The organism is Vibrio sp. Hep-1b-8 (genome assembly GCF_006124995.1).
Classification (GTDB): Bacteria; Pseudomonadota; Gammaproteobacteria; order Enterobacterales; family Vibrionaceae; genus Vibrio.
Genome location: NZ_QEWN01000007.1, coordinates 32,972 through 55,604, shown reverse-complemented (window position 1 = coordinate 55,604; position 22,633 = coordinate 32,972). Strand labels below are relative to the sequence as shown.

The following is a 22,633-nucleotide window of genomic DNA, read 5'->3' as shown; positions in this document are numbered from 1 at the left end:
CCCCAAAGGGCAGGCAGGCTTGTGGGGAGCCTGTCTGCCCTTTCTCTATTACCCGATCAGGAATTTGATTAGGGTCTTATGACGTAAGGACTCGTTATGGAGCATGTTGTTACTCGGTCTGATAAGAAGTCAAAAGCCAAGGTTAACCTAGGCGACCGACTTCAACATTGGCTGCCGAAAATCGTTCTTGCCCCGACAGTGCTTGTGACTGTGGTTTGTATCTATGGTTACATTTTCTGGACGGCGGCACTTTCAATGACCAACTCGCGCTTTCTGCCTAGCTTTAACTTCGTGGGTTTTGCCCAGTATGAAAAGCTAATGGAGAACGACCGTTGGATCACATCAATCACTAACCTAGGTATCTTCGGCCTGCTGTTTATGCTGGTGGCAATTGGTTTAGGAGTGGCTTTGGCTATCTTCCTCGACCAGAACATCCGTCAGGAAGGGGCGATCCGTACCATTTATCTCTATCCAATGGCGTTGTCATTCATCGTGACCGGTACGGCGTGGAAGTGGATTCTTAACCCGGGATTAGGTATCGAAAAATTAATGCAGGACTGGGGCTTTACCGAGTTCAAATTTGATTGGTTGGTTAACTCGGATATGTCTGTTTATACCTTGGTTATTGCCGCGGTTTGGCAGTCCTCTGGCTTTGTCATGGCGATGTTTTTAGCCGGCTTGCGAGGTATCGACTCTTCGATCATAAAAGCGGCGCAAATTGATGGCGCAAGTTTACCGACTATCTACTGGCAAATCATTATGCCGTGTTTGCGCCCGGTGTTTTTCAGCGCGGTGATTATTACCTCTCATATTGCGATCAAGAGCTTTGACTTGGTGACCGCTATGACAGCCGGTGGACCTGGTTACTCTTCCGATCTGCCTGCACTATTTATGTATGCTCACTCATTTACTCGTGGTCAGATAGGCCTGGGTGCGGCGAGTGCGATGATGATGCTAGCAGGTATCTTAGCCATCTTAGTACCTTATCTTTACTCTGAACTTAGGGAGAAAAAATCATGATGCGTAGTGTCAATTTTTCTCGACTATTTATCTATTCGACACTGGTGTTCTTCTGTCTGGTTTACCTGATGCCACTGTTCGTAATGTTCATTACCTCATTTAAAACCTTGCCAGATATCAAAGCGGGTAACTTAATGAGTTTACCAACTGAGTGGGTGTTCGATGCTTGGTTTAAAGCATGGGACAGTGCTTGTACTGGTGTTAAGTGTGAAGGTGTTAAAGGTTACTTCTGGAACTCTTTCCAGATGGTTATTCCGGCCGTGGCTATCTCAACTCTATTAGGCGCGTTTAATGGTTACGTTGTGACCAAATGGCAATTCCGTGGTTCTAATCTGTTTTTCAGCCTATTGCTGTTCGGCTGTTTCATTCCGTTCCAGGTCATCCTTTTGCCAATGGCAGCAGTACTTGGCAAGTTAGGTTTGGCGAATACCACTGCTGGGCTAGTGATTGTTCACGTTATCTACGGTATGGCGTTTACTACACTGTTCTTCCGCAACTTCTATATCAGCGTCCCTGATGAACTGGTTAAAGCGGCGAAGCTAGATGGTGCAGGCTTCTTCACTATTTTCTTCAAGATTCTGTTACCAATCTCAACGCCTATCATCATGGTGACGGTGATTTGGCAGTTCACAGCGATTTGGAATGACTTCCTGTTCGGGGTGGTTTATTCAGGCTCAGAAACTCAACCAATAACTGTTGCACTCAATAACTTGGTTAACACCAGTACTGGTGTCAAAGAGTACAACGTTGATATGGCTGCGGCGATTATCGCGGCGCTGCCAACACTATTAGTTTATGTATTAGCAGGAAAATACTTTGTTCGCGGCCTAACGGCTGGGTCGGTAAAAGGATAATTATCATGGCAACACTCGAACTTAAACAGATCCGTAAAACCTACCCGAAAGCGGAGCAAGAAACCTTAAAGGGTATCGACATTAACATTGATTCAGGCGAGTTCCTGATCTTGGTGGGGCCTTCGGGTTGCGGTAAATCGACCTTGATGAACACCATTGCTGGATTGGAAAATATCAGTTCTGGTGAGATTGTTATCGACGGTAATGATGTCTCAGAGGTTGAACCGAAAGACCGTGATATTGCGATGGTATTCCAATCCTATGCGCTTTACCCAAATATGACGGTGCGCGGCAATATCGAGTTTGGTCTGAAGATCCGCAAGATGCCTAAGGCTGAGATAGATGCAGAAGTTGAGCGAGTTGCAACCATGCTGCAAATTGATCATCTGTTAGACCGTAAACCTTCACAGCTTTCGGGTGGTCAGCGTCAACGTGTCGCAATGGGACGCGCACTGGCCCGCCGCCCTAAGCTATATCTGTTTGATGAACCGTTATCGAATCTTGATGCGAAACTTCGCGTAGAGATGCGCCATCAGATTAAGCGCCTTCATCAACAGCTTAAAACGACCATCGTGTACGTGACCCACGACCAGATTGAAGCGATGACTCTCGCCGACCGTATTGCAGTTATGAAGGATGGTGAACTTCAGCAGCTAGGCACTCCGCAAGAGATTTACAACAAGCCAACCAATATGTTTGTCGCCGGTTTTATGGGGTCACCGTCGATGAACTTCATCAAAACTATGGTCGATCTGGATGCGCAGGATAACCCTGTGATCAAAGTGAAGGGCAGCAACGGTCAAGAACATCACATTAGTTTACCGGCATCAATGCGTGAGCAAGATGGACGAGAGATCGTTATTGGGCTTCGTCCAGAACACATTACAGATAGCGAGAATGTGGATTCACAAGCAAGCACCAAGCTTGATCTGATGCTGGAAGTTTTGGAGCCAACGGGTCCAGATACGATTGCAATGATCAAAGTCAACGAGCAAGAAGTCGCGTGTCGTCTTTCTCCTGAGTTTGATGTGGTCGCAGGTCAAGTGGCACCTTTGCACTTTGACCTCTCTAAAGCGGTGTTCTTTGATGCAACAACAGAGAAACGCATCGACTTTCATTAATGATTAATTTGTTAACAATATTGTTAGAAAAATGCACATAGTCGACTATGCTTAGAGCTATAGCATGAACGAGCTTCGTGCACATTTGAGGGGAGATGGGCGATTTCGTCTCCTTATTGCCCGTCGAATCTCTAGTAACAAAAATGGCAGCCCTTGGGCTGCCATTTGTTTTTTATAATGAGTCTTTGTTAAATATGTGTAAATTCACCCGTTGTGATAAATATGATGGGTGGAAATCCACCCATTTTTATAAAAAAGTGTGATTTAAAAACAAGTGGCAGTCGGGTTTTTTTATTAACCTTATGATTTATAGATGTTTTTATGATTAATTGAAAGTTGGCTTAGTTATTGCCCTTATAGAAATATCAACACCCAGTGATGGGGTTGTTCATTTAACAAGGAGAATAATAATGTTCAAGCCATTGACCCTACTATCTGCATCGATTCTTGCTGTGACCAGTTTCAACGCTGCGGCTAACTGTGATCCAGGTGAAACAGTGATTAAATTCAGTCACGTAACGAATACAGATAAGCACCCGAAAGGTATCGCGGCTTCATTACTTGAAAAACGTGTTAATGAAGAGATGAACGGTAAAGTGTGTCTTCAGGTATTCCCGAACTCAACTCTGTATGATGATGACAAAGTTCTAGAAGCTCTTCTTAACGGTGACGTGCAACTTGCTGCCCCTTCTCTATCAAAGTTTGAAAAGTTCACCAAGAAGTACCGTATTTTCGACCTACCATTCCTATTTGAAGATGTAGAAGCGGTTGACCGTTTCCAAAACTCAGAAGCGGGTGAGAAGCTGAAAAATGCGATGAAACGTCGCGGTCTTCAAGGTCTAGCGTTCTGGCACAACGGCATGAAACAGATGTCTGCGAACAAGCCACTTATCACTCCTGAAGATGCAAAAGGTCTGAAATTCCGCGTGCAAGCATCCGATGTTCTTGTTGCTCAGTTTGAGCAATTAGGCGGTAACCCGCAGAAAATGTCATTCAAAGAAGTTTACGGTGGTCTACAAACTAAAGTTATTGATGGTCAAGAAAACACTTGGTCTAACATCTACGGTAAAAAATTCTTCGAAGTTCAAGACGGTATCACTGAAACAAACCACGGTATTCTTGATTACCTAGTCGTTACGTCAAACGATTTCTGGAACGGTCTACCAGAAGACCAACGTCAGCAGCTTGCGACAATCATTGAAGAAGTGACGACTGAGCGTAATGCTGAATCTTCGCGTGTCGACCTAGCGAACAAAAATAACATCATCGAAGCGGGTGGTGTGGTTCGTACCTTGACTGCCGAAGAGCGCCAACAGTGGGTAACTGCGCTTCAGCCAGTATGGAAGAAGTTCGAGAAAGATATCGGCTCTGACCTGATCGAAGCGGCTATCGCATCAAATAAATAATAACAATCTCCCCTAACCTTTGGCCCTCTTAGTATCTCTTTCTTCTCGGGATATATCGGGAAGAGGGCCTTTCTTTTCTTTTGAGAAAGTGAAGTAACTTATGGAACAGTCTATTTTTGCCAGAATTGGCAGGGTGACAGACGCAATTGAGGAAACTCTGATCGCGTTCTTCTTGGGTGCAATGACCATGCTCACCTTTGCCAATGTAGTATTTCGCTACGTATTTAATGACAACATCTTGTGGGCTCTTGAGCTAACCGTGTTCATGTTCGCTTGGATGGTACTCGTCGGGGCATCATACGGCGTAAAAAAACATTTTCACATTGGTGTTGATGTTGTTATTAACCTAGCGCCAGACCATCTGCGTAAAGTTTATGCGCTGATCGCTGCGGCATCCTGTTTGGCTTTTTCAATCTTGCTGCTTATTGGCTCTTGGAACTACTGGTACCCGTTCGCAACTGAACGTGCATGGTATGAAACCGACGATATTCCGATGCCGGAAATGTTGCAGTTTTTGGCTGACTGGTTGAATGAAGGTGAGCGTTACGAAAAATTACCTCGATTCATTCCGTACATGGCACTGCCTATAGGTATGGCGTTACTCACTTTCCGCTTTGTTCAAGTTACGTTGCAAATTATTACTGGTAAGTTGGACCGCTTGATCGCAGGTCATGAGGCTGAAGAAGAGCTCGAAGCTCTAAAAGAGGAACTCAAAGACGCTGGAGTAGCAATGGAACCGAAAAGTAATAATAACCAGAGCAAGGAGGGCTAAGCCATGGAAATTCTATTCTTATTCATCATGGTGATTGGCTTTATGCTTGTGGGTGTGCCAATCGCTATTTCCCTTGGTTTATCGAGCATTATTTTCCTGATGATGCACTCTGATGCGTCACTGGCTTCCGTTGCTCAGACCTTATTTAATGCCTTTGCTGGCCACTATACGCTACTCGCGATTCCATTCTTCATTCTTGCCTCTAGTTTTATGTCTACGGGTGGGGTTGCTAAACGTATTATCCGTTTCGCTATTGCCATGGTCGGTTGGTTCCGTGGTGGTCTCGCCATGGCATCGGTTGTTGCGTGTATGATGTTTGCAGCCCTGTCTGGTTCATCGCCTGCGACAGTTGTTGCCATCGGTAGTATTGTTATCGCAGGTATGATTAAAAACGGCTACTCAAAAGAGTTCGCGGCTGGGGTTATCTGTAATGCAGGTACGCTGGGTATTTTGATCCCGCCTTCTATCGTGATGGTGGTTTACGCAGCGGCGACGGATGTATCGGTTGGGCGTATGTTCCTAGGTGGCGTGATCCCAGGTCTTCTAGCTGGGGTGATGCTGATGATTGCCATCTACATCGCTGCGCGTGTTAAGAACCTGCCAAAACAGCCATTTGTCGGTTGGAAGGAGATGTTTGATTCAGCAAAAGATGCGAGCTGGGGTTTATTACTGGTCGTTATTATCCTAGGCGGTATTTACGGTGGGGTATTTACGCCAACGGAAGCAGCTGCCGTGGCTGCGGTTTACTCGTTCTTAATCGCGAACTTTATCTACAAGGATATGGGCCCGTTTGCTGACAAGGAAAATACCAAGCCTATATTGGTGAAAGTCGTTCAAGCATTTGTGCATAAAGACACCAAACATACGCTTTATGAAGCCGGTAAACTGACCATTATGCTACTGTTTATCATTGCCAATGCTTTGATCCTTAAGCATGTGTTAACAGAAGAACGTATTCCTCAAATGATTACGGAGTCGATGTTATCTGCTGGTCTTGGTCCGATTACCTTCCTGATTGTGGTCAACCTACGACTGTTGATCGGTGGTCAGTTTATGGAACCATCTGGTCTGCTAATCATCGTTGCACCTCTGGTATTCCCAATCGCTATCGCACTGGGTATCGATCCGATTCATCTGGGTATTATGATGGTCGTGAACATGGAGATTGGTATGATTACTCCGCCTGTCGGACTCAACCTGTTTGTTACCGCAGGGGTCGCTAAGATGTCGATGATGCAAGTGGTGAAAGCCGCCTTGCCTTGGGTAGGGGTGATGTTCTTATTCCTGATTATCGTGACTTATGTTCCTTGGGTGTCAACATGGTTACCAACCACCCTGATGGGCCCTGAAATCATCACCAAATAACTGAAAAAACAAAGCCCCGAATAACTCGTTATCCGGGGCTTTGTTGTTAGGACAGTGGATGAACTAAATTCTTAGTTCATTTGTATCAGTTCCTTTTGATGAATCTAACTTAACGCTTTCAATCTGAATATAAAATGAACCGCTTATTCACCTTTATAGTTACTTTTGTCCAAACCGTATTTTTGCATCTTGTCATATAGAGTTTTACGCGCGAGTTGTAACCTATCCATGGTTTGCTTAATACTGCCATGACACTGGTTAAGTGCTTGTTCAATAACACTCTTTTCAAATTCCGCAATTTGTTCGGCGAGGCTCATCTCTCGGCTTGCGAACGCAGACTCTGAATCAAATTGAGTTAATCTTCCCAATAGTACAAAACGTTCGGCGGCATTTCTCAGTTCGCGAACGTTTCCCGGCCAATCGTGCGTCATCAGTTGATGAATCTGCTGAGTTTCGATAGCTGGTGCGGACTTACCATAGCGTGAAGCGGCAACCAGCAAAAAGTGATGAAATAGCGTCGGAATATCTTCCTTGCGCTGCCTGAGCGGAGGAAGCTCTAGAGTGACCACATTCAGTCGATAGTAGAGATCTTCGCGAAATGAGCCCTCAGCCGCCGCCTGTTTTAAATCGACCTTAGTCGCGGCAATGACGCGAATATCAATAGGAACCAGTTCGTTGGAGCCCACACGTTCAATGACCCTCTCTTGCAAAACTCGCAACAAACGAATCTGTGCTTGAAGGGGCATCGATTCAATTTCATCGAGAAAAAGTGTACCGCCTTGGGCATGTTCGAATTTACCCACTCGTTTTGAGTCTGCACCAGTAAAAGCGCCTTTCTCGTGGCCGTACAGTTCACTTTCAATCAAGTTTTCTGGTACGGCACCACAGTTGATCGCTACGAAGTTATTGTCGCGTCGAGAGCTTTGCTCATGAATAGAACGGGCAAACAGCTCTTTGCCTGTGCCTGTCTCGCCAAACAGCAAGATGTCCGCATTGGTGTCTGCAATATGGACGATGGTATCGCGGAGGAGTTGAATGGAAGGGGTGTCACCGATGATGCGTGGACCCAGCGCTTGACTCGCTTTAAGGCTGCGTTTTAATTCTTGGTTTTCTAAAGTGAGTTCGCGTTTTTCCAACGCACGTCTGGTGGTATCGATCAAACGATCAATTGGGAAGGGCTTCTCAATAAAGTCATACGCGCCATTGCGTAGGGCATTAACTGCCATCGAGATATCGCCATGTCCCGTTATCAGAATGACCGGAATGTTTTCGTCTTGGTGCAGTATGCTGGATAAAATATTTTCGCCAGACAAACCCGGTAAGCAGATATCGGTGATGACGACTTTCGGTAGACCGTCACTTTTTATCGCCAATAGAGCATCTTCAGCGTTAGCAAAAAAACGGGCACTGATATCCTCCAGCTCGAAACTCTGTTCGATCGCTAGGCGAATATCGCTTTCATCATCAATGAAGATAACATCGTACATCTTAATTCCTTGATTAGGCATCGACAGGGAGAGTGATTACAAATCGGGCGCCTCCCAGAGGCGAGTCCGCGACGTCGAGTTCCCCTCCCATCGCTTGGGTGATCTGTTGTGAAATTGATAGCCCCAATCCAAGTCCATTCTTCTTAGTGGTATAGAAAGGCTCAAACAGTTGATGTTGCTCACTATAAGCGATACCGGGTCCATTATCATCGACAAAAATGTGCAGTTGGTGATTGGACACCGAGGTCGAGATCTTAATTCTGCGTTTCTCTTGTTCCTCGACCGCTTGCATTGCATTGGTAACAAGGTTGATTAGTACTTGCTCAAATTGTATTGGGTTGACTTCAACAGCGGGCAATATTTCGTCAAGTTCAAGAATTAGCTCAACCTGTTTGGCCTTACACTGGGGAGAGAGTAACTCTTTCGCCGACCAAATCAGCGGCTTCACGTTCAGTTTGCTCACATCATTACTGTCACTTTTACGGGCGAAAGTGCGCAGCTGGTTACTGATTTTTGCCATGCGCTCCGTCAGAGCGGAAATGCGTGAGAGATTATCATCGACTCGATCGTAACTTTCTCTCTCCAAAAACCGTCGACCATTGTCAGCAAAGCTGCGTATTGCTGCGAGGGGATTATTGAGCTCGTGACTGATACTGGCTGACATTTGCCCCAATACCGCTAATTTAGCTGCCTGAATTAGCTCATTTTGTGTTTGGCGTAGCACTTGCTCTGTTTTGCTTCTTTCACTGATTTCAGCTTGAAGTTCAGAGGTTCGTTCCATAACAAGAAACTCAAGCTTCTGCTTCGCTTCCGACTGTAACTGTTCGAATTGACGCTTTTTGAGTTGACGCTGGTGTACCAGTGCAAACGAGAGATACGCAATGACGAACATTAAACTGATTATAAGCGAGTAACTCAGCACTGACCACAACAGGGTCACTTTAGAGGTGAGGACACGCAGAGTTAAGCTGTGTTTATCCAATGAACGAGATGAAACGAGATAGTCGTTTTCAAATCCGGGTAGGTTTGGGTTCCTCAGTTCGGAATGTTCCTGAGTTAGATCGCCCACCAGACCAAATGAGCGAATCGGTGTATCCAGATATTGGCGACTGTTAAGGATGGACTGACGAGCTGATTCTGAGAGCGTGGTTAGATTCTTAAACAGCCAGTCATCGTTGCTTGACATAAAAATTACGTTATTGACGTCTGTAGCAACAAAGATATTGTTCTTGTCTTGCCAGTTAGCTTCAATCGCAGTTAAATCCATTTTAATGACGATCACGCCGATGATCTCGGCCGCATAAGTGACTGGGTGTGAAAAGTAATAACCACGCTGTTTTGAGCTAGAACCGAGCGCAAAGTATTGGCTAGGCTTACCGAGAATCGCGTCGGAGAAATAGGGACGCCAAGCATAGTTTCGACCGATAAAGGATCGTTCTAGGTCCCAGTTACTCGATGCGATAGTATTGCCAAACTCGTCGAGCAGATAGGCGTCAGTCGACTGGATGGTTTGGTTGATGTGTTGCAAATAACGGTTGGTCAGATCGATTTGGGCGGAGTTATTAGGCGACTGAAGTGCAGAAATTAACTCACTATCTTTAGCAATCAATTGTGGCAGGTGTGCGTATTTGTCCAACTTGCTGGAGATGAACTCAGCAAAGCGTTCGAGCTGTTCCTTATGCGTTACGATAAGGTGGTTTTCGCTTGAATTCCAAATCCAACTAGAGCCACCTATGATCGCAATTACGTACAGAACAAGCAGAGAGAACTTACCCCGTCGATACGTCAACATCTTAATCCTTGCCAAACTACATCACTCCGCCATAGCGTAAATGTTTTTGTTACAAATGTGTTTACTCATCATGATAAAGTGAGTGATAAAACCGGACTTAGATCGACTTTTAATCTTTAATCAAAAAAAAACGTTAGTTTCCATTGAAAAAGGCATTAATGTCCCCATTTCTGGAAACAAAGACTGCTTTATTGGTGTTTTTTTTAGCAGTTAAGTGAGTTTTTAGGGTAATCCCGCAGCGATCGTAGGGTTCGGCTCGACAGCTAACGATCTGCTCGGTAGAATGCTGCGTCTGAATTTTATCTTGAGGCTAATCAGAGATACCTTTACCGAATGTCCTTCGAAAAGATATCACTCATTAGTCCGACAATTGGCTTATTCGATTGTCGATACTCGGTTTATAAAAGAGTACTCATAGAGTACAAACAAGGATGGGTTCTGTCCGAAAGAGGATAGGGCACATAAGCTCAGTTTTCTGAGCCAGTTTTGAGGTTAATGAATAATGCAAGTTACTGTTGAAACGCTAGAGGGCCTAGAGCGCCGTCTAAACATTACTGTTCCTGCTGCAAACATCGAAGATGCTGTAACAGCGGAACTACGCAACATCGCAAAAAACCGTCGTTTCGATGGTTTCCGTAAAGGCAAAGTGCCTTTAAAAATGGTTGCGAAGATGTACGGCAAAGCAGTACGTCAAGACGTAATGGGTGAAGTAATGCAACGTCACTTCATCGAAGCGATCGTTAAAGAGAAGATCAACCCAGCAGGCGCACCTACTTTCGCTCCAGTTGAAGTTAAAGAAGGCGAAGATCTAGTATTTAACGCGACTTTTGAAGTTTACCCAGAAGTTGAGCTTAAAGGTCTAGAGAACATCACAGTTGAAAAACCAGCAACAGAAGTTCAAGACGCAGATGTTGAAGAGATGATCGACACTCTACGCAAACAACAAGCAACTTGGGTTGTAGTTGAAGAAGCGGCTGAAGACGGCAAACGTGCAACAATCGATTTCGTAGGCTCTATCGACGGTGAAGAGTTCGAAGGCGGTAAAGCTGAAAACTTCCCACTAGAAATGGGTGCTGGTCGCATGATCCCTGGTTTTGAAGACGGTATCGCAGGTAAGACTGCTGGTATGGAATTCGACATCGACGTGACTTTCCCAGAAGATTACCACGCAGAAAACCTAAAAGGTAAAGCGGCTAAGTTTGCAATCAAAGTAAACAAAGTTGAAGCTCGTGAGCTTCCAGAGCTAAACGACGAGTTCGTTGCTAAGTTCGGCGTCGCTGAAGGTGGCGTTGACGCTCTTAAAGCTGAAGTGCGTAAGAACATGGAGCGTGAGCTTAAGCAAGCTGTTAAGAACCGCATCAAAGAGCAAGCTATCGACGGTCTAGTGAAAGAGAACGAAATCGACGTACCAGCAGCTCTAATCGACCAAGAAATTGGTGCTCTACGTCAGCAAGCTGCACAGCGTTTCGGTGGCAACCCAGAAGCGGCTGCTCAACTTCCACGTGAGCTGTTCGAAGAGCAAGCTAAGCGTCGCGTAGTTGTAGGTCTTCTACTAGGTGAAGTCATCAAGTCTGAAGAGCTAAAAGCGGACGACGAGAAAGTGAAAGCGCTTATCGAAGAGATGGCAACTGCTTACGAAGATCCAGCTGAAGTTGTTGATTACTACGAGCAAAACGAGCAAATGATGAACAACATGCGTAACGTTGCTTTAGAAGAACAAGCGATCGACGCTATCATCGCTAAAGCACAGGTTACTGAAAAAACGGTTAGCTTTAACGAGCTAATGAACCAACAGCCTGCGTAATAAGCAATATATTGCTTAGAAGGTTGACTTAGCGTTAACTATTCTGCTAACAATGGTCCGTATGATAATTATCATCCGGGCCATTTATTTTAGGGACATAAGAATATGAGCTACCAAGAAAAAAATGCAATGTCGCCAATTCTAGACGCGCTAGTACCGATGGTGGTTGAACAAACTTCCCGTGGTGAACGTTCTTACGATATCTACTCTCGTTTGCTAAAAGAACGTGTTATTTTTTTAACTGGTCAAGTAGAAGATCACATGGCAAATCTTGTCGTGGCACAGCTACTTTTCCTCGAATCAGAAAATCCTGACAAAGATATCTTCCTTTATATAAACTCTCCGGGTGGCAGCGTAACTGCGGGTATGTCAATCTACGACACTATGCAGTTTATTAAACCAAACGTGAGCACAGTATGTATGGGACAAGCGTGTTCAATGGGTGCATTCCTACTTGCTGGTGGTGCGCCAGGTAAACGTTATGTATTGCCTAACTCGCGTGTAATGATTCACCAGCCGCTAGGTGGTTTCCAAGGCCAAGCTTCGGATATTCAAATTCATGCTCAAGAGATTCTAACGATCAAAGAGAAGTTAAACAGACTTCTTGCAGAGCATACAGGTCAGCCTCTAGAAGTGATTGAGCGCGATACTGATCGTGATAACTTCATGGCGGCTGAACAAGCAGTAGAGTATGGCTTAGTTGACGCGGTTCTGACTCATCGCGGTGAATAACTAGCAACATTGGTATATATTGATATACACTCAAGTCATATGAGTAAAGGCTAAGAGGTTAGCGAATGACAGATAAAAGCAAAGAGAGCGGTAGTAGTAAGCTTCTTTACTGCTCTTTCTGCGGTAAAAGCCAGCACGAAGTTCGCAAGCTAATCGCTGGTCCATCAGTCTATATTTGTGATGAATGTGTCGACTTATGTAACGACATCATTCGTGAAGAAATTAAGGATGTTCTCCCTAAGAAGCAGTCTGAGGCGCTACCAGTGCCAAGAGACATTCGTGAACACCTTGACGACTATGTGATTGGACAAGATTACGCTAAGAAAGTGTTAGCAGTAGCCGTTTATAACCACTATAAGCGTTTACGTAACGGAGATACAACGAGCGAAGGTGTTGAACTAGGTAAGAGTAATATTTTGCTTATCGGTCCAACGGGTAGTGGTAAAACGCTACTGGCTGAAACACTGGCTCGTTTCCTAGATGTACCGTTCACTATGGCCGACGCAACGACGCTGACTGAAGCGGGTTACGTTGGTGAAGATGTAGAAAACATCATCCAGAAACTTCTGCAAAAATGTGATTACGACGTAGCGAAAGCAGAGCGTGGTATCGTGTACATCGATGAAATCGATAAGATTTCTCGTAAAGCTGAAAACCCATCTATTACACGAGATGTATCGGGTGAGGGTGTTCAGCAGGCGCTATTGAAGCTTATTGAAGGTACGGTTGCATCGGTTCCACCTCAAGGTGGTCGTAAGCACCCTCAACAAGAGTTCCTACAAGTAGATACATCTAAGATTCTATTTATTTGTGGTGGCGCTTTTGCTGGCCTAGATAAAGTGATTGAACAACGTGTAGCGACAGGTACGGGTATCGGTTTTGGAGCGGAAGTCCGTTCTAAAGACGAAACTAAGACTGTCGGCGAGCTGTTTACTCAGGTAGAACCGGAAGACTTAGTGAAATATGGTTTGATCCCTGAGTTTATTGGTCGTTTACCAGTAACAACAACGTTGACAGAACTGGATGAAGAAGCACTGATTCAAATTCTGTGTGAGCCGAAGAATGCGCTGACAAAACAGTATGCAGCACTATTCGAGCTTGAAAACTCAGAACTTGAGTTCCGTGAAGATGCACTGCGTGCGATTGCTAAGAAAGCAATGGAGCGTAAGACTGGTGCTCGTGGTCTGCGCTCGATTCTAGAAAGCGTGCTACTTGAGACCATGTACGAACTACCATCGATGAAAGATGTAAGTAAGGTTGTGATTGATGAGTCGGTAATTAAGGGTGAGTCTGAACCACTGCTTATTTACAGCAACTCAGATAATCAAGCTGCTGGTGCAGAATCATAATCTGATTCACAGAAATTGAAGTAGATAGAAAGGGGGTAATCAATTACTCCCTTTTTTTTATTCTTTCATTGAATCCAACCAATTAGCCCCCATATACTGCTCATAGGACTAAGCGGAAGAGAGAAGAATATGAACTTGGAACGTTCCGAACGTATCGAGATCCCCGTACTACCTCTAAGAGATGTAGTCGTTTACCCGCATATGGTAATTCCATTGTTTGTTGGTCGTGAAAAATCTATTGCTTGCTTAGAAGCAGCAATGGACAACAACAAACAAGTATTATTGGTAGCGCAGAAAGAAGCGGATACCGATGAACCGACTCAAGGCGATTTGTTTGATGTTGGTACCGTTGCGACCATCCTTCAACTACTAAAGCTGCCAGATGGTACTGTTAAAGTACTCGTTGAAGGCCAGCAGCGCGCGCGCATTAACCACTTTGTTGAAAACGAATTTTTCTATGCTGATGCTGAGTATCTCACGACTGCTGAGTTAGATGAGCGTGAGCAGGAAGTCATTGTCCGCAGTGCAATTAACCAGTTTGAAGGCTTCATTAAGCTCAACAAGAAGATTCCACCAGAAGTTCTGACATCTCTGAATGGTATCGATGAAGCCGCACGTCTTGCGGATACCATTGCAGCCCATATGCCTCTGAAATTGGCAGACAAGCAAGTTGTTCTTGAGTTACTTGACGTTACAGAACGTTTAGAGTTCCTCATGGGGCAGATGGAATCAGAAATCGATCTGTTACAAGTTGAAAAACGCATTCGTACCCGCGTTAAGAAGCAGATGGAAAAATCTCAGCGCGAGTACTACCTGAATGAGCAAATGAAAGCTATTCAGAAAGAGCTTGGTGAAAGTGAAGATGGTGTTGATGAGTTTGAAACTCTGAAACAGAAAATCATCGATTCTAAGATGCCTCAAGAAGCGCGCGAGAAGACAGAACAAGAGCTACAAAAGCTCAAGATGATGTCTCCGATGTCGGCAGAAGCCACGGTTGTTCGTGGTTATATCGACTGGATGCTAGGGGTGCCTTGGAACAAACGAACTAAGGTGAAGAAGAACCTTGCTAAAGCAGAAGAGATCCTTAACGAAGACCACTATGGATTAGAGCGCGTTAAAGAGCGCATTCTTGAGTACTTAGCGGTGCAAAACCGTATCAACAAACTCAAGGGTCCTATCTTGTGTCTAGTGGGGCCTCCTGGTGTGGGTAAAACTTCCCTAGGCCGCTCAATCGCAGCAGCGACTGGTCGACAATATACACGAATGGCACTTGGCGGCGTACGCGATGAAGCGGAAATCCGTGGTCATCGCCGTACTTACATCGGTTCAATGCCAGGCAAGCTAATTCAAAAAATGTCGAAAGTTGGTGTGAAGAACCCATTGTTCCTTCTCGATGAAATCGACAAGATGTCTTCAGACATGCGTGGTGACCCATCATCGGCGCTATTGGAAGTATTGGACCCTGAGCAAAATAACGCATTCAATGACCATTACCTCGAAGTCGATTACGACCTATCTGATGTGATGTTCGTTGCAACGTCTAACTCGATGAATATTCCAGGTCCTCTATTGGATCGTATGGAAGTGATCCGTCTGTCGGGTTACACAGAAGATGAAAAACTCAACATTGCTAAACGCCATTTGGTCAACAAGCAGATCAAGCGTAACGGCCTAAAAGCCAACGAGATTACCATCGAAGACTCAGCAATCATTGGTATAATTCGTTACTACACTCGTGAAGCGGGCGTTCGTAGCCTAGAGCGTGAGATCTCAAAAATCTGTCGTAAAGCAGTGAAAAACATCTTGCTCAACAGTGAGCTTAAAACGGTCACCGTCAACATGGACAACCTCAAAGAATACTTAGGGGTTCAACGTCATGACTACGGCAAAGCAGACGATAGCAACCGCATCGGTCAAGTGACTGGCTTGGCGTGGACTGAAGTCGGTGGTGACCTGCTGACGATCGAAACGCAATCAATGCCAGGCAAAGGCAAGCGAACTCAGACGGGTTCTCTTGGTGATGTCATGCAGGAATCAATTCAGGCTGCAATGACAGTGGTGCGTTCTCGCGCAGAAGCTTTGGGTATTAACTCTGACTTCTATGAGAAGCGTGATATTCACGTTCACGTACCAGAGGGTGCAACGCCGAAAGATGGCCCTAGTGCTGGTATTGCGATGTGTACAGCGCTAGTGTCGAGCTTGACGGGTAACCCTGTAAAAGCAGAAGTCGCGATGACAGGTGAAATTACCCTTCGTGGTGAAGTTTTACCAATCGGTGGTCTTAAAGAGAAGCTCCTAGCAGCGCACCGTGGCGGCATCAAAACAGTGCTGATTCCTAAAGATAATGAGCGTGATTTGGAGGAAATTCCTGACAATGTTATCGCCGATCTAAAGGTCATTCCGGTACAGTGGATTGATGAAGTATTGAAAGTCGCGTTAGAAAAAGAGCCTTCAGGCGTGGAGTTTTCTGCCGCAAAATAGTGATGTGCAGCAAAAATAAGTAAAAGATTACGCTGATAAGCACAAAAATGCTTGTCAGCGTTTTTTTTGGACGCTAACGTTATCGACGATAGCTGCGAGCCTTGAAAAATAAGGGTTTGTCGCAAATTTGAAATGAAATGGAACGTATAGCTGCCATAAAAATATAAACAGGCAGCGCAAAGGGGAATCACAGTGAATAAAACACAATTAGTAGAAAAAATCGCAGAAAATGCAGATCTATCTAAAGCGTCTGCAGGTCGTGCTCTAGATGCATTCATCGAAGCAGTTGGTGAAACTCTTCAATCTGGTGATCAAGTTGCTCTAGTTGGCTTTGGTACTTTCAGTGTTCGTACTCGTGCAGCACGTACAGGCCGTAACCCTAAGACTGGTGAAGAGATTCAAATTGCAGAAGCTAAAGTTCCTGCATTCAAAGCTGGTAAAGCTCTTAAAGATTCTTGCAACTAATAAAAAATCGCCATTTGAGGTAATTTTTTAGAACCTTTTTAAATTATGCGCATCATACTGATGCGCATTTCTTTTTCTGGTATTATCGCGCTATTCAATTTTTTATTTATGAAATGTGCCGAACTCACGGATTTAAAGTGGGCTTATGTACGGCACATAAGCGGAGAGTAGTTTAAGTATGATGGACCGATTACGCGAAGGCGTTAACAGCATCGCGGTTAAAATTATCCTAGGGCTTATCATCCTATCGTTCGTATTTGCAGGTGTTGGTAGTTACATTGTAGGTGGCTCAAATAACTCTGCGGCGAAAGTAGGCAATGTTGAAATTGGTCGTGGTGAGTTCGAACAGGCTTACCAAAACGAACGTAATCGTATGCAAGCTCAGCTTGGTGATTACTTCTCAAATCTATTGGCTGACCCAAGCTACGTAGAGTCTTTCCGTAAATCAGTTCTTGATCGTATGGTCAATGACTTGCTTCTAGAGCAACACGCAGAGTCGCTAGGGCTGCGCGTAAGCGACACTCAAGTTCGTACCATGATTCTAGAAATGCCTCAGTTCCAAGTTGATGGCAAATTTGATCAAGAAATCTACCAGGCTGCGCTACGTCGAGCTGGCTTCTCAGCAGATAGCTTTGCAGAATATTTACGCCGTGACCTAGTGCGTAATCAACTGATGACCGCAATTCAAGGTAGTGATTTCTCATTGCCGGGTGAAGTAGAAGCTCAAAGCAAGTTACTGACCCAAACTCGTGATATCAAAAAGGTTACCCTTTCTCTGGCAGACTTTGCGGCTAAAGCAGAGTTATCAGAAGAAGAGATCAACGAATATTACCAACTAAACCCTGAGCGTTATACGCGCCCAGAGCAAGTTAAAGTAGCTTACGTAGAATTATCAGCTCAAAAGCTAAAAGAAAACATTGAGATTTCTGACGAGCAAGCTGAAAAATACTATCAAGAGCACATCGATAAATACTCTTCAGAAGAGCAGCGTCGTGTAAGTCATATCCTAATTGAGGGTGATGATGAAGCTAAAGCGCAAGCCATCCTAGATGAGCTCAATGCAGGTGCGGATTTTGCTGCACTGGCTGAAGAGAAATCTGATGACTTCGGTAGTGCATCTGAAGGCGGTTCTTTGGGTTGGATCGAACGTGATGTGATGGATCCTTCATTCGAAGAAGCTGCGTTTGCGCTTAAAAATGTGGGTGATATGACAGGTCTTGTTAAATCAGACTTTGGCTACCACATCATTAAACTTGATGAGCTCAAAGATTCAGTTGCGAAATCGTACCAAGAAGTTGCAGAGGAAGTTAAACAAGAGCTACGAGACCAGCAAGCCGTTGATCAATACTATGCGCTTCAAAGTGAACTAGAGAAAGTGGCGTTTGAGTATCCAGATTCACTAGATGAAGCTGCGAAAGCAATCAGTGCTAAGATCGAGACAACAGACTTTATCTCTCAAGTAGACGCTCCTGAGCTTTTGAATGCCCCTGCGGTATTACAAGCGATTGTAAGCCCTGAAGTGAAAGAAGATGGTCTCAACTCAGAAGTGATTGAAGTTGCCCCTGAGCATGTCGTTGTTGTCCGTGTTGAAGATAGCCGCAATGAAACGGTTCTACCGTTGGAGCAAGTTCGTGCTGACGTTACTAAGTCACTTGCCAATGTGAAAGGCGAGCAAGCCGCTATCGAACTCGCTCAAAACCTAGTTGCTGAACTTAAGCAAGGTAAGCAAGAGCTATTGGCTGAGAGTGGTTTGTCATTCGGTGAGATGGAAACACTAGACCGCAGTTCACCATTTGCAGACGTTGTTTTCTCAATGGCGAAACCTGTCGATGGCGAAAAAGAGTTTGCTCAGGCGAAAGACCTCAATGGTGATGTGGTCGTGGTTGAGCTTGTTAATGTCGCATCAAAGTTTGACCCGCAATACAACCAGCAGATTGGTGCACAACTGACACAAGTGAATGCTCAGCAAGACCTTTCTGGCTTGATCAGTATCCTGCGCAAGACTATCGATATCGAATATTACATTGTGACGCAATAATCAGCTCAAATGTAATTGATATATCTATATTAACGGACTGCATCAGCAGTCCGTTTTGTTTTAATGTTTACATGGTTTTCTTTTGGTGATGAGTGGTTAGTCTGGGCCTGCACATAAGTAAACAAGGAAACTAAAATGTTAAAACAACTACTGCTAGTTACTCTTCTACTATCATTTCCTGCCATCACCCAAGCTGAAGACGCTAGCACCGATGCCAAGTATCAAGGTATCGAGATCACGGTTAACATCAACCAAGCCAGTGCTGAGGAGCTCGCCGACCTGTTGTTAGGCATCGGATTGGCGAAGGCTCAGGCAATCGTCGAGTTCCGTCAGCTCAATGGTCACTTCACAAGTGCCGAGGACCTCGAGAAAGTCAAAGGTATTGGTGCTGCAATTGTGGCGCAGAACCGAGACCGAATTAAGCTATAAACTGATTGGAGAGCGCCTTGGCGCTCTTTTTTACGCATACGACAAATCCTGCCTAGAACCTGTGGGCATTTCCCTCTATAATTCCACGCCGAAACAAGGTCAACGAGTCGAACGTTGATCAGAAAACAACACGGAGTAAAACATGTCGTCTCATACACCGGTAGTAACCGTTGATGGACCAAGTGGTGCCGGCAAGGGCACACTTTGTATGCTGCTTGCAAAAAAACTAGGGTTTCATTTACTAGACTCTGGCGCTATCTATCGTGTCTTAGCTCTAGCTGCAATTCATCATGGCGTTGATCTTGAATCGGAAGATGCGCTGGTTCCTTTGGCGACCCATTTGGATGTACAGTTTGTGGCTGAAGGCGAGCTGGTCAAGGTTATCCTTGAAGGCGAAGATGTTTCTCGTGAACTGCGTAAAGAAGAAACGGGCATGGCTGCATCAAAGGTCGCTGCTTTACCGCGTGTTCGTGAAGCCCTTTTGCGTCGTCAGCGTGCTTTTGCAGAAGGTCAAGGTTTGGTGGCTGATGGTCGTGACATGGGGACGGTTGTTTTCCCTCAAGCTGAAGTGAAAATCTTTCTGGACGCAAGTGCTGAAGAGCGAGCAAGTCGCCGTCTTAAACAGTTGCAAGGCAAGGGGTTAGATGTTAAATTTGACGACCTTTTAAGCGAGATCCAAGAGCGTGACGACCGAGATCGTAACCGCCCAGTAGCGCCATTACGCCCTGCTGAGGATGCGCTTTTGCTAGATTCTACTACGATGAGTATCGACGAAGTGGTAGAAAAGGCACTACAATATATCGAATCTAAGCTAGTAGCCTAGGCTGCTAGGTAAGAACGTTGGTCGCAAGGATGATGACCGGCGAAGTTAATAACCCCATGTGGTAGGACACCCGTGGACGTTTAATTTATTGAAGATTAAATAATGACTGAATCTTTTGCTCAACTCTTTGAAGAGTTTCTAAACGAGACTGAATTCCAACAAGGTACTATCGTTAAAGGTACTGTAGTAGCTATCGAGAACGGTTTTGTTCTTGTTGACGCTGGTCTTAAGTCTGAGTCTGCTATCCCTGCTGAACAGTTCAAGAACGCTGCTGGCGAACTTGAAGTTGAAGTTGGTTCTGAAGTAGACGTGGCTCTAGACGCTGTAGAAGACGGTTTCGGTGAAACTCAACTTTCTCGTGAGAAAGCGAAGCGTCACGAAGCTTGGATCGTACTTGAGAAAGCTTGTGAAGAAGCTGAAACTGTTGTTGGTATCATCAACGGTAAAGTTAAAGGCGGTTTCACTGTTGAACTAAACGGTATCCGTGCTTTCCTTCCAGGTTCACTAGTAGACGTGCGTCCAATCCGCGATACTGCTCACCTAGAAAACAAAGAGCTAGAGTTCAAAGTTATCAAACTTGACCAGAAGCGTAACAACGTAGTTGTTTCTCGTCGTGCAGTTATCGAATCTGAGAACAGCGTTGAGCGTGATGAGCTTCTAGAGACTCTACAAGAAGGCGCAGAAGTTAAAGGTATCGTTAAGAACCTTACTGACTACGGTGCGTTCGTAGATCTAGGCGGTGTTGACGGTCTTCTACACATCACTGACATGGCTTGGAAGCGCGTTAAGCACCCTTCTGAGATCGTTAACGTTGGTGACGAGATCCAAGTTAAAGTTCTTAAGTTCGACCGTGACCGTACTCGCGTATCACTAGGTCTTAAGCAACTAGGCGAAGATCCATGGGTAGCAATCGCTAAGCGTTACCCAGAAGGTCACAAACTATCTGGTCGCGTTACTAACCTAACTGACTACGGCTGTTTCGTTGAAATCGAAGAAGGCGTTGAAGGTCTAGTACACGTTTCTGAAATGGATTGGACTAACAAGAACATCCACCCATCTAAAGTTGTTAATGTTGGCGACGAAGTTGAGGTTATGGTTCTTGAAATCGACGAAGAGCGTCGTCGTATCTCTCTAGGTCTGAAACAGTGTAAAGCTAACCCATGGCAATCTTTCGCTGAAGCGCAAGCTAAAGGCGACAAAGTTACTGGTAAGATCAAGTCTATCACTGACTTCGGTATCTTCATCGGTCTAGACGGCGGCATCGACGGTCTAGTTCACCTATCTGACATTTCTTGGAATGTTGCTGGTGAAGAAGCTGTACGTGAGTACAAGAAAGGCGACGAAATCTCTGCAGTAGTTCTAGCAGTAGACGCAGAGCGTGAGCGCATCTCTCTAGGCGTTAAGCAAATGGAAAATGACCCATTCAATGCTTACGTTTCTGAGAAGAAGAAAGGTGTACTAGTTAACGGTACTGTTACTGCAGTAGACGCTAAAGGTGCAACTATCGAACTTGAAGAAGGCGTAGAAGGTTACATCCGCGCTTCTGAAGTTTCTCGCGACCGCGTAGAAGATGCTACTCTAATCCTAAGTGTTGGTGACAGTGTTGAAGCTAAGTTCACAGGTGTAGACCGTAAGAACCGCGTAATCAACCTATCTATCAAAGCTAAAGATGAAGCTGAAGAGCAAGAAGCAATGGCTACACTGAACAGCGCTGATGAAGCGGCATTCGGTAACGCTATGGCTGACGCTTTCAAAGCAGCTAAAGGCGAATAATTAGTCGCTTTTAAGAAAAAGGAGCCGAAAGGCTCCTTTTTTATGTTTCATTCATGGCTAGTGGTAATACCAATCTCTGCAAGATGTTTTGTTAAATGTAGTTTTTCATTCCACACATTGTTCAATTTTTGTCTAAAATTGTAGGCAAGTGTTTGTTGGAACTGGTATTACTTACTATAATAAGTGATAAATTACTCTATGAGGGCAACTATGACTAAGTCTGAATTGATCGAAAGACTCTGTGCAGAACAGACTCACCTTTCGGCTAAAGAGATTGAAGATGCTGTAAAAGATATTTTAGAGCATATGGCTTCAACACTGGAAAGTGGCGACCGAATTGAGATTCGTGGTTTTGGTAGTTTCTCTCTTCATTTCCGCGAGCCACGTGTGGGACGTAATCCTAAAACAGGTGACAAAGTAGAGCTTGAAGGAAAATTTGTTCCTCACTTTAAACCTGGCAAGGAATTGCGTGAGCGAGTAAACATCGGTTAGTAACTCGAATTGACTGTAAAATGAGCGGCATACATAGCGTATGCCGCTTTTTTATCATTCGAATTACAGAGATAACCATGGTTTGTTTGATGCTTTTACTGCATAATCGTAACGGCAGAACTTATCTTAGGTGATGGACTATGAAAATTATAAAAATCGTTCTTGTACTGGCCCTATTTTTGATTGCACTGGCCTTAGGCTCTCAGAATCAAGCGATTGTAACATTTAACTATTTGTTAGCTCAGGGAGAGTTCCACCTGTCCACACTGTTGGGTGGTGTGTTTATTGTTGGTTTCCTTCTGGCATGGCTAATATTTGGTAGTTTGCATCTTAAATCTCAGTTGCAAGTACGCAAACTAAGAAAACAGTTAACTAAGCTCTCTCCAGCAGCAAGTGAACCAACTCAAGGCAAAGCTTAAAAGTCGTATTA

19 protein-coding genes are annotated in these 22,633 nt (G+C 44.8%); 17 read left to right on the top strand and 2 right to left on the bottom strand.

Features of this window, described 5'->3' with window-relative positions:
* The first annotated feature begins 96 nt into the window (after positions 1-96).
* The 6 genes from DA100_RS02810 to DA100_RS02785 all read left to right on the top strand — a co-directional run bounded on the left by DA100_RS02810 (position 97) and on the right by DA100_RS02785 (position 6,538).
* On the top strand, positions 97-1,020 hold the full coding sequence (locus DA100_RS02810; RefSeq protein WP_138970774.1) for a sugar ABC transporter permease: 924 nt from the start codon (positions 97-99) through the stop codon (positions 1,018-1,020).
* Entirely contained in the window at positions 1,017-1,874 is an 858-nt protein-coding gene (locus DA100_RS02805) for a carbohydrate ABC transporter permease (protein WP_138970773.1), read from the top strand. Before DA100_RS02810 ends, DA100_RS02805 begins: the two co-directional genes overlap by 4 nt.
* 5 nt (positions 1,875-1,879) lie before the next feature.
* Positions 1,880-2,995, top strand: coding sequence for a sn-glycerol-3-phosphate ABC transporter ATP-binding protein UgpC (ugpC, locus tag DA100_RS02800; protein ID WP_138970772.1), 1,116 nt, complete (start codon positions 1,880-1,882; stop codon positions 2,993-2,995).
* A gap of 410 nt (positions 2,996-3,405) precedes the next feature.
* Positions 3,406-4,401 (top strand): TRAP transporter substrate-binding protein, encoded by a 996-nt coding sequence (locus tag DA100_RS02795; protein WP_138970771.1) that lies wholly within the window; start codon positions 3,406-3,408, stop codon positions 4,399-4,401.
* A 100-nt stretch (positions 4,402-4,501) separates the two neighbouring features.
* Positions 4,502-5,173 (top strand): TRAP transporter small permease, encoded by a 672-nt coding sequence (locus DA100_RS02790; RefSeq protein WP_138970770.1) that lies wholly within the window; start codon positions 4,502-4,504, stop codon positions 5,171-5,173.
* 3 nt (positions 5,174-5,176) lie between these two features.
* On the top strand, positions 5,177-6,538 hold the full coding sequence (locus DA100_RS02785) for a TRAP transporter large permease (protein WP_138970769.1): 1,362 nt from the start codon (positions 5,177-5,179) through the stop codon (positions 6,536-6,538).
* Between the two features lie 143 nt (positions 6,539-6,681).
* On the opposite strand, the gene DA100_RS02780 is transcribed toward DA100_RS02785, so the two are convergent.
* Positions 6,682-8,025 (bottom strand): sigma-54 dependent transcriptional regulator, encoded by a 1,344-nt coding sequence (locus DA100_RS02780; protein ID WP_138970768.1) that lies wholly within the window; start codon positions 8,023-8,025, stop codon positions 6,682-6,684.
* Positions 8,026-8,038: 13 nt separating this feature from the next.
* On the bottom strand, positions 8,039-9,817 hold the full coding sequence (locus tag DA100_RS02775) for an ATP-binding protein (RefSeq protein WP_138970767.1): 1,779 nt from the start codon (positions 9,815-9,817) through the stop codon (positions 8,039-8,041).
* 502 nt (positions 9,818-10,319) lie between these two features.
* On the opposite strand from DA100_RS02775, the gene tig reads away from it, so the two are divergent.
* The 11 genes from tig (at position 10,320) to DA100_RS02720 (ending at position 22,622) form a co-directional block, all read left to right on the top strand.
* Positions 10,320-11,621 (top strand): trigger factor, encoded by a 1,302-nt coding sequence (tig, locus tag DA100_RS02770; protein WP_138970766.1) that lies wholly within the window; start codon positions 10,320-10,322, stop codon positions 11,619-11,621.
* Positions 11,622-11,726: 105 nt separating this feature from the next.
* Positions 11,727-12,353, top strand: a complete 627-nt coding sequence (gene clpP, locus DA100_RS02765; protein ID WP_138970765.1) for an ATP-dependent Clp endopeptidase proteolytic subunit ClpP — start codon at positions 11,727-11,729, stop codon at positions 12,351-12,353.
* A gap of 65 nt (positions 12,354-12,418) precedes the next feature.
* A complete protein-coding gene (gene clpX, locus DA100_RS02760) occupies positions 12,419-13,702 on the top strand; it encodes an ATP-dependent protease ATP-binding subunit ClpX (RefSeq protein ID WP_138970764.1) in 1,284 nt (427 codons plus the stop codon).
* Between the two features lie 129 nt (positions 13,703-13,831).
* A complete protein-coding gene (lon, locus tag DA100_RS02755) occupies positions 13,832-16,183 on the top strand; it encodes an endopeptidase La (protein ID WP_138970763.1) in 2,352 nt (783 codons plus the stop codon).
* A 186-nt stretch (positions 16,184-16,369) separates the two neighbouring features.
* Complete coding sequence (locus DA100_RS02750; RefSeq protein ID WP_269376233.1) at positions 16,370-16,648, top strand: HU family DNA-binding protein; 279 nt, start codon at positions 16,370-16,372, stop codon at positions 16,646-16,648.
* A gap of 178 nt (positions 16,649-16,826) precedes the next feature.
* On the top strand, positions 16,827-18,686 hold the full coding sequence (gene ppiD, locus DA100_RS02745; RefSeq protein ID WP_138970762.1) for a peptidylprolyl isomerase: 1,860 nt from the start codon (positions 16,827-16,829) through the stop codon (positions 18,684-18,686).
* A gap of 135 nt (positions 18,687-18,821) precedes the next feature.
* Positions 18,822-19,115: a ComEA family DNA-binding protein gene (locus DA100_RS02740; protein ID WP_138970761.1), complete on the top strand. Its 294-nt coding sequence runs from the start codon at positions 18,822-18,824 to the stop codon at positions 19,113-19,115.
* A 142-nt stretch (positions 19,116-19,257) separates the two neighbouring features.
* Entirely contained in the window at positions 19,258-19,938 is a 681-nt protein-coding gene (cmk, locus tag DA100_RS02735) for a (d)CMP kinase (protein WP_138970760.1), read from the top strand.
* A gap of 102 nt (positions 19,939-20,040) precedes the next feature.
* On the top strand, positions 20,041-21,711 hold the full coding sequence (rpsA, locus tag DA100_RS02730; protein WP_138970759.1) for a 30S ribosomal protein S1: 1,671 nt from the start codon (positions 20,041-20,043) through the stop codon (positions 21,709-21,711).
* A gap of 210 nt (positions 21,712-21,921) precedes the next feature.
* Positions 21,922-22,203: an integration host factor subunit beta gene (gene ihfB / locus DA100_RS02725; RefSeq protein WP_006881264.1), complete on the top strand. Its 282-nt coding sequence runs from the start codon at positions 21,922-21,924 to the stop codon at positions 22,201-22,203.
* A gap of 140 nt (positions 22,204-22,343) precedes the next feature.
* Complete coding sequence (locus DA100_RS02720; RefSeq protein ID WP_006881263.1) at positions 22,344-22,622, top strand: lipopolysaccharide assembly protein LapA domain-containing protein; 279 nt, start codon at positions 22,344-22,346, stop codon at positions 22,620-22,622.
* Positions 22,623-22,633: the final 11 nt, after the last annotated feature.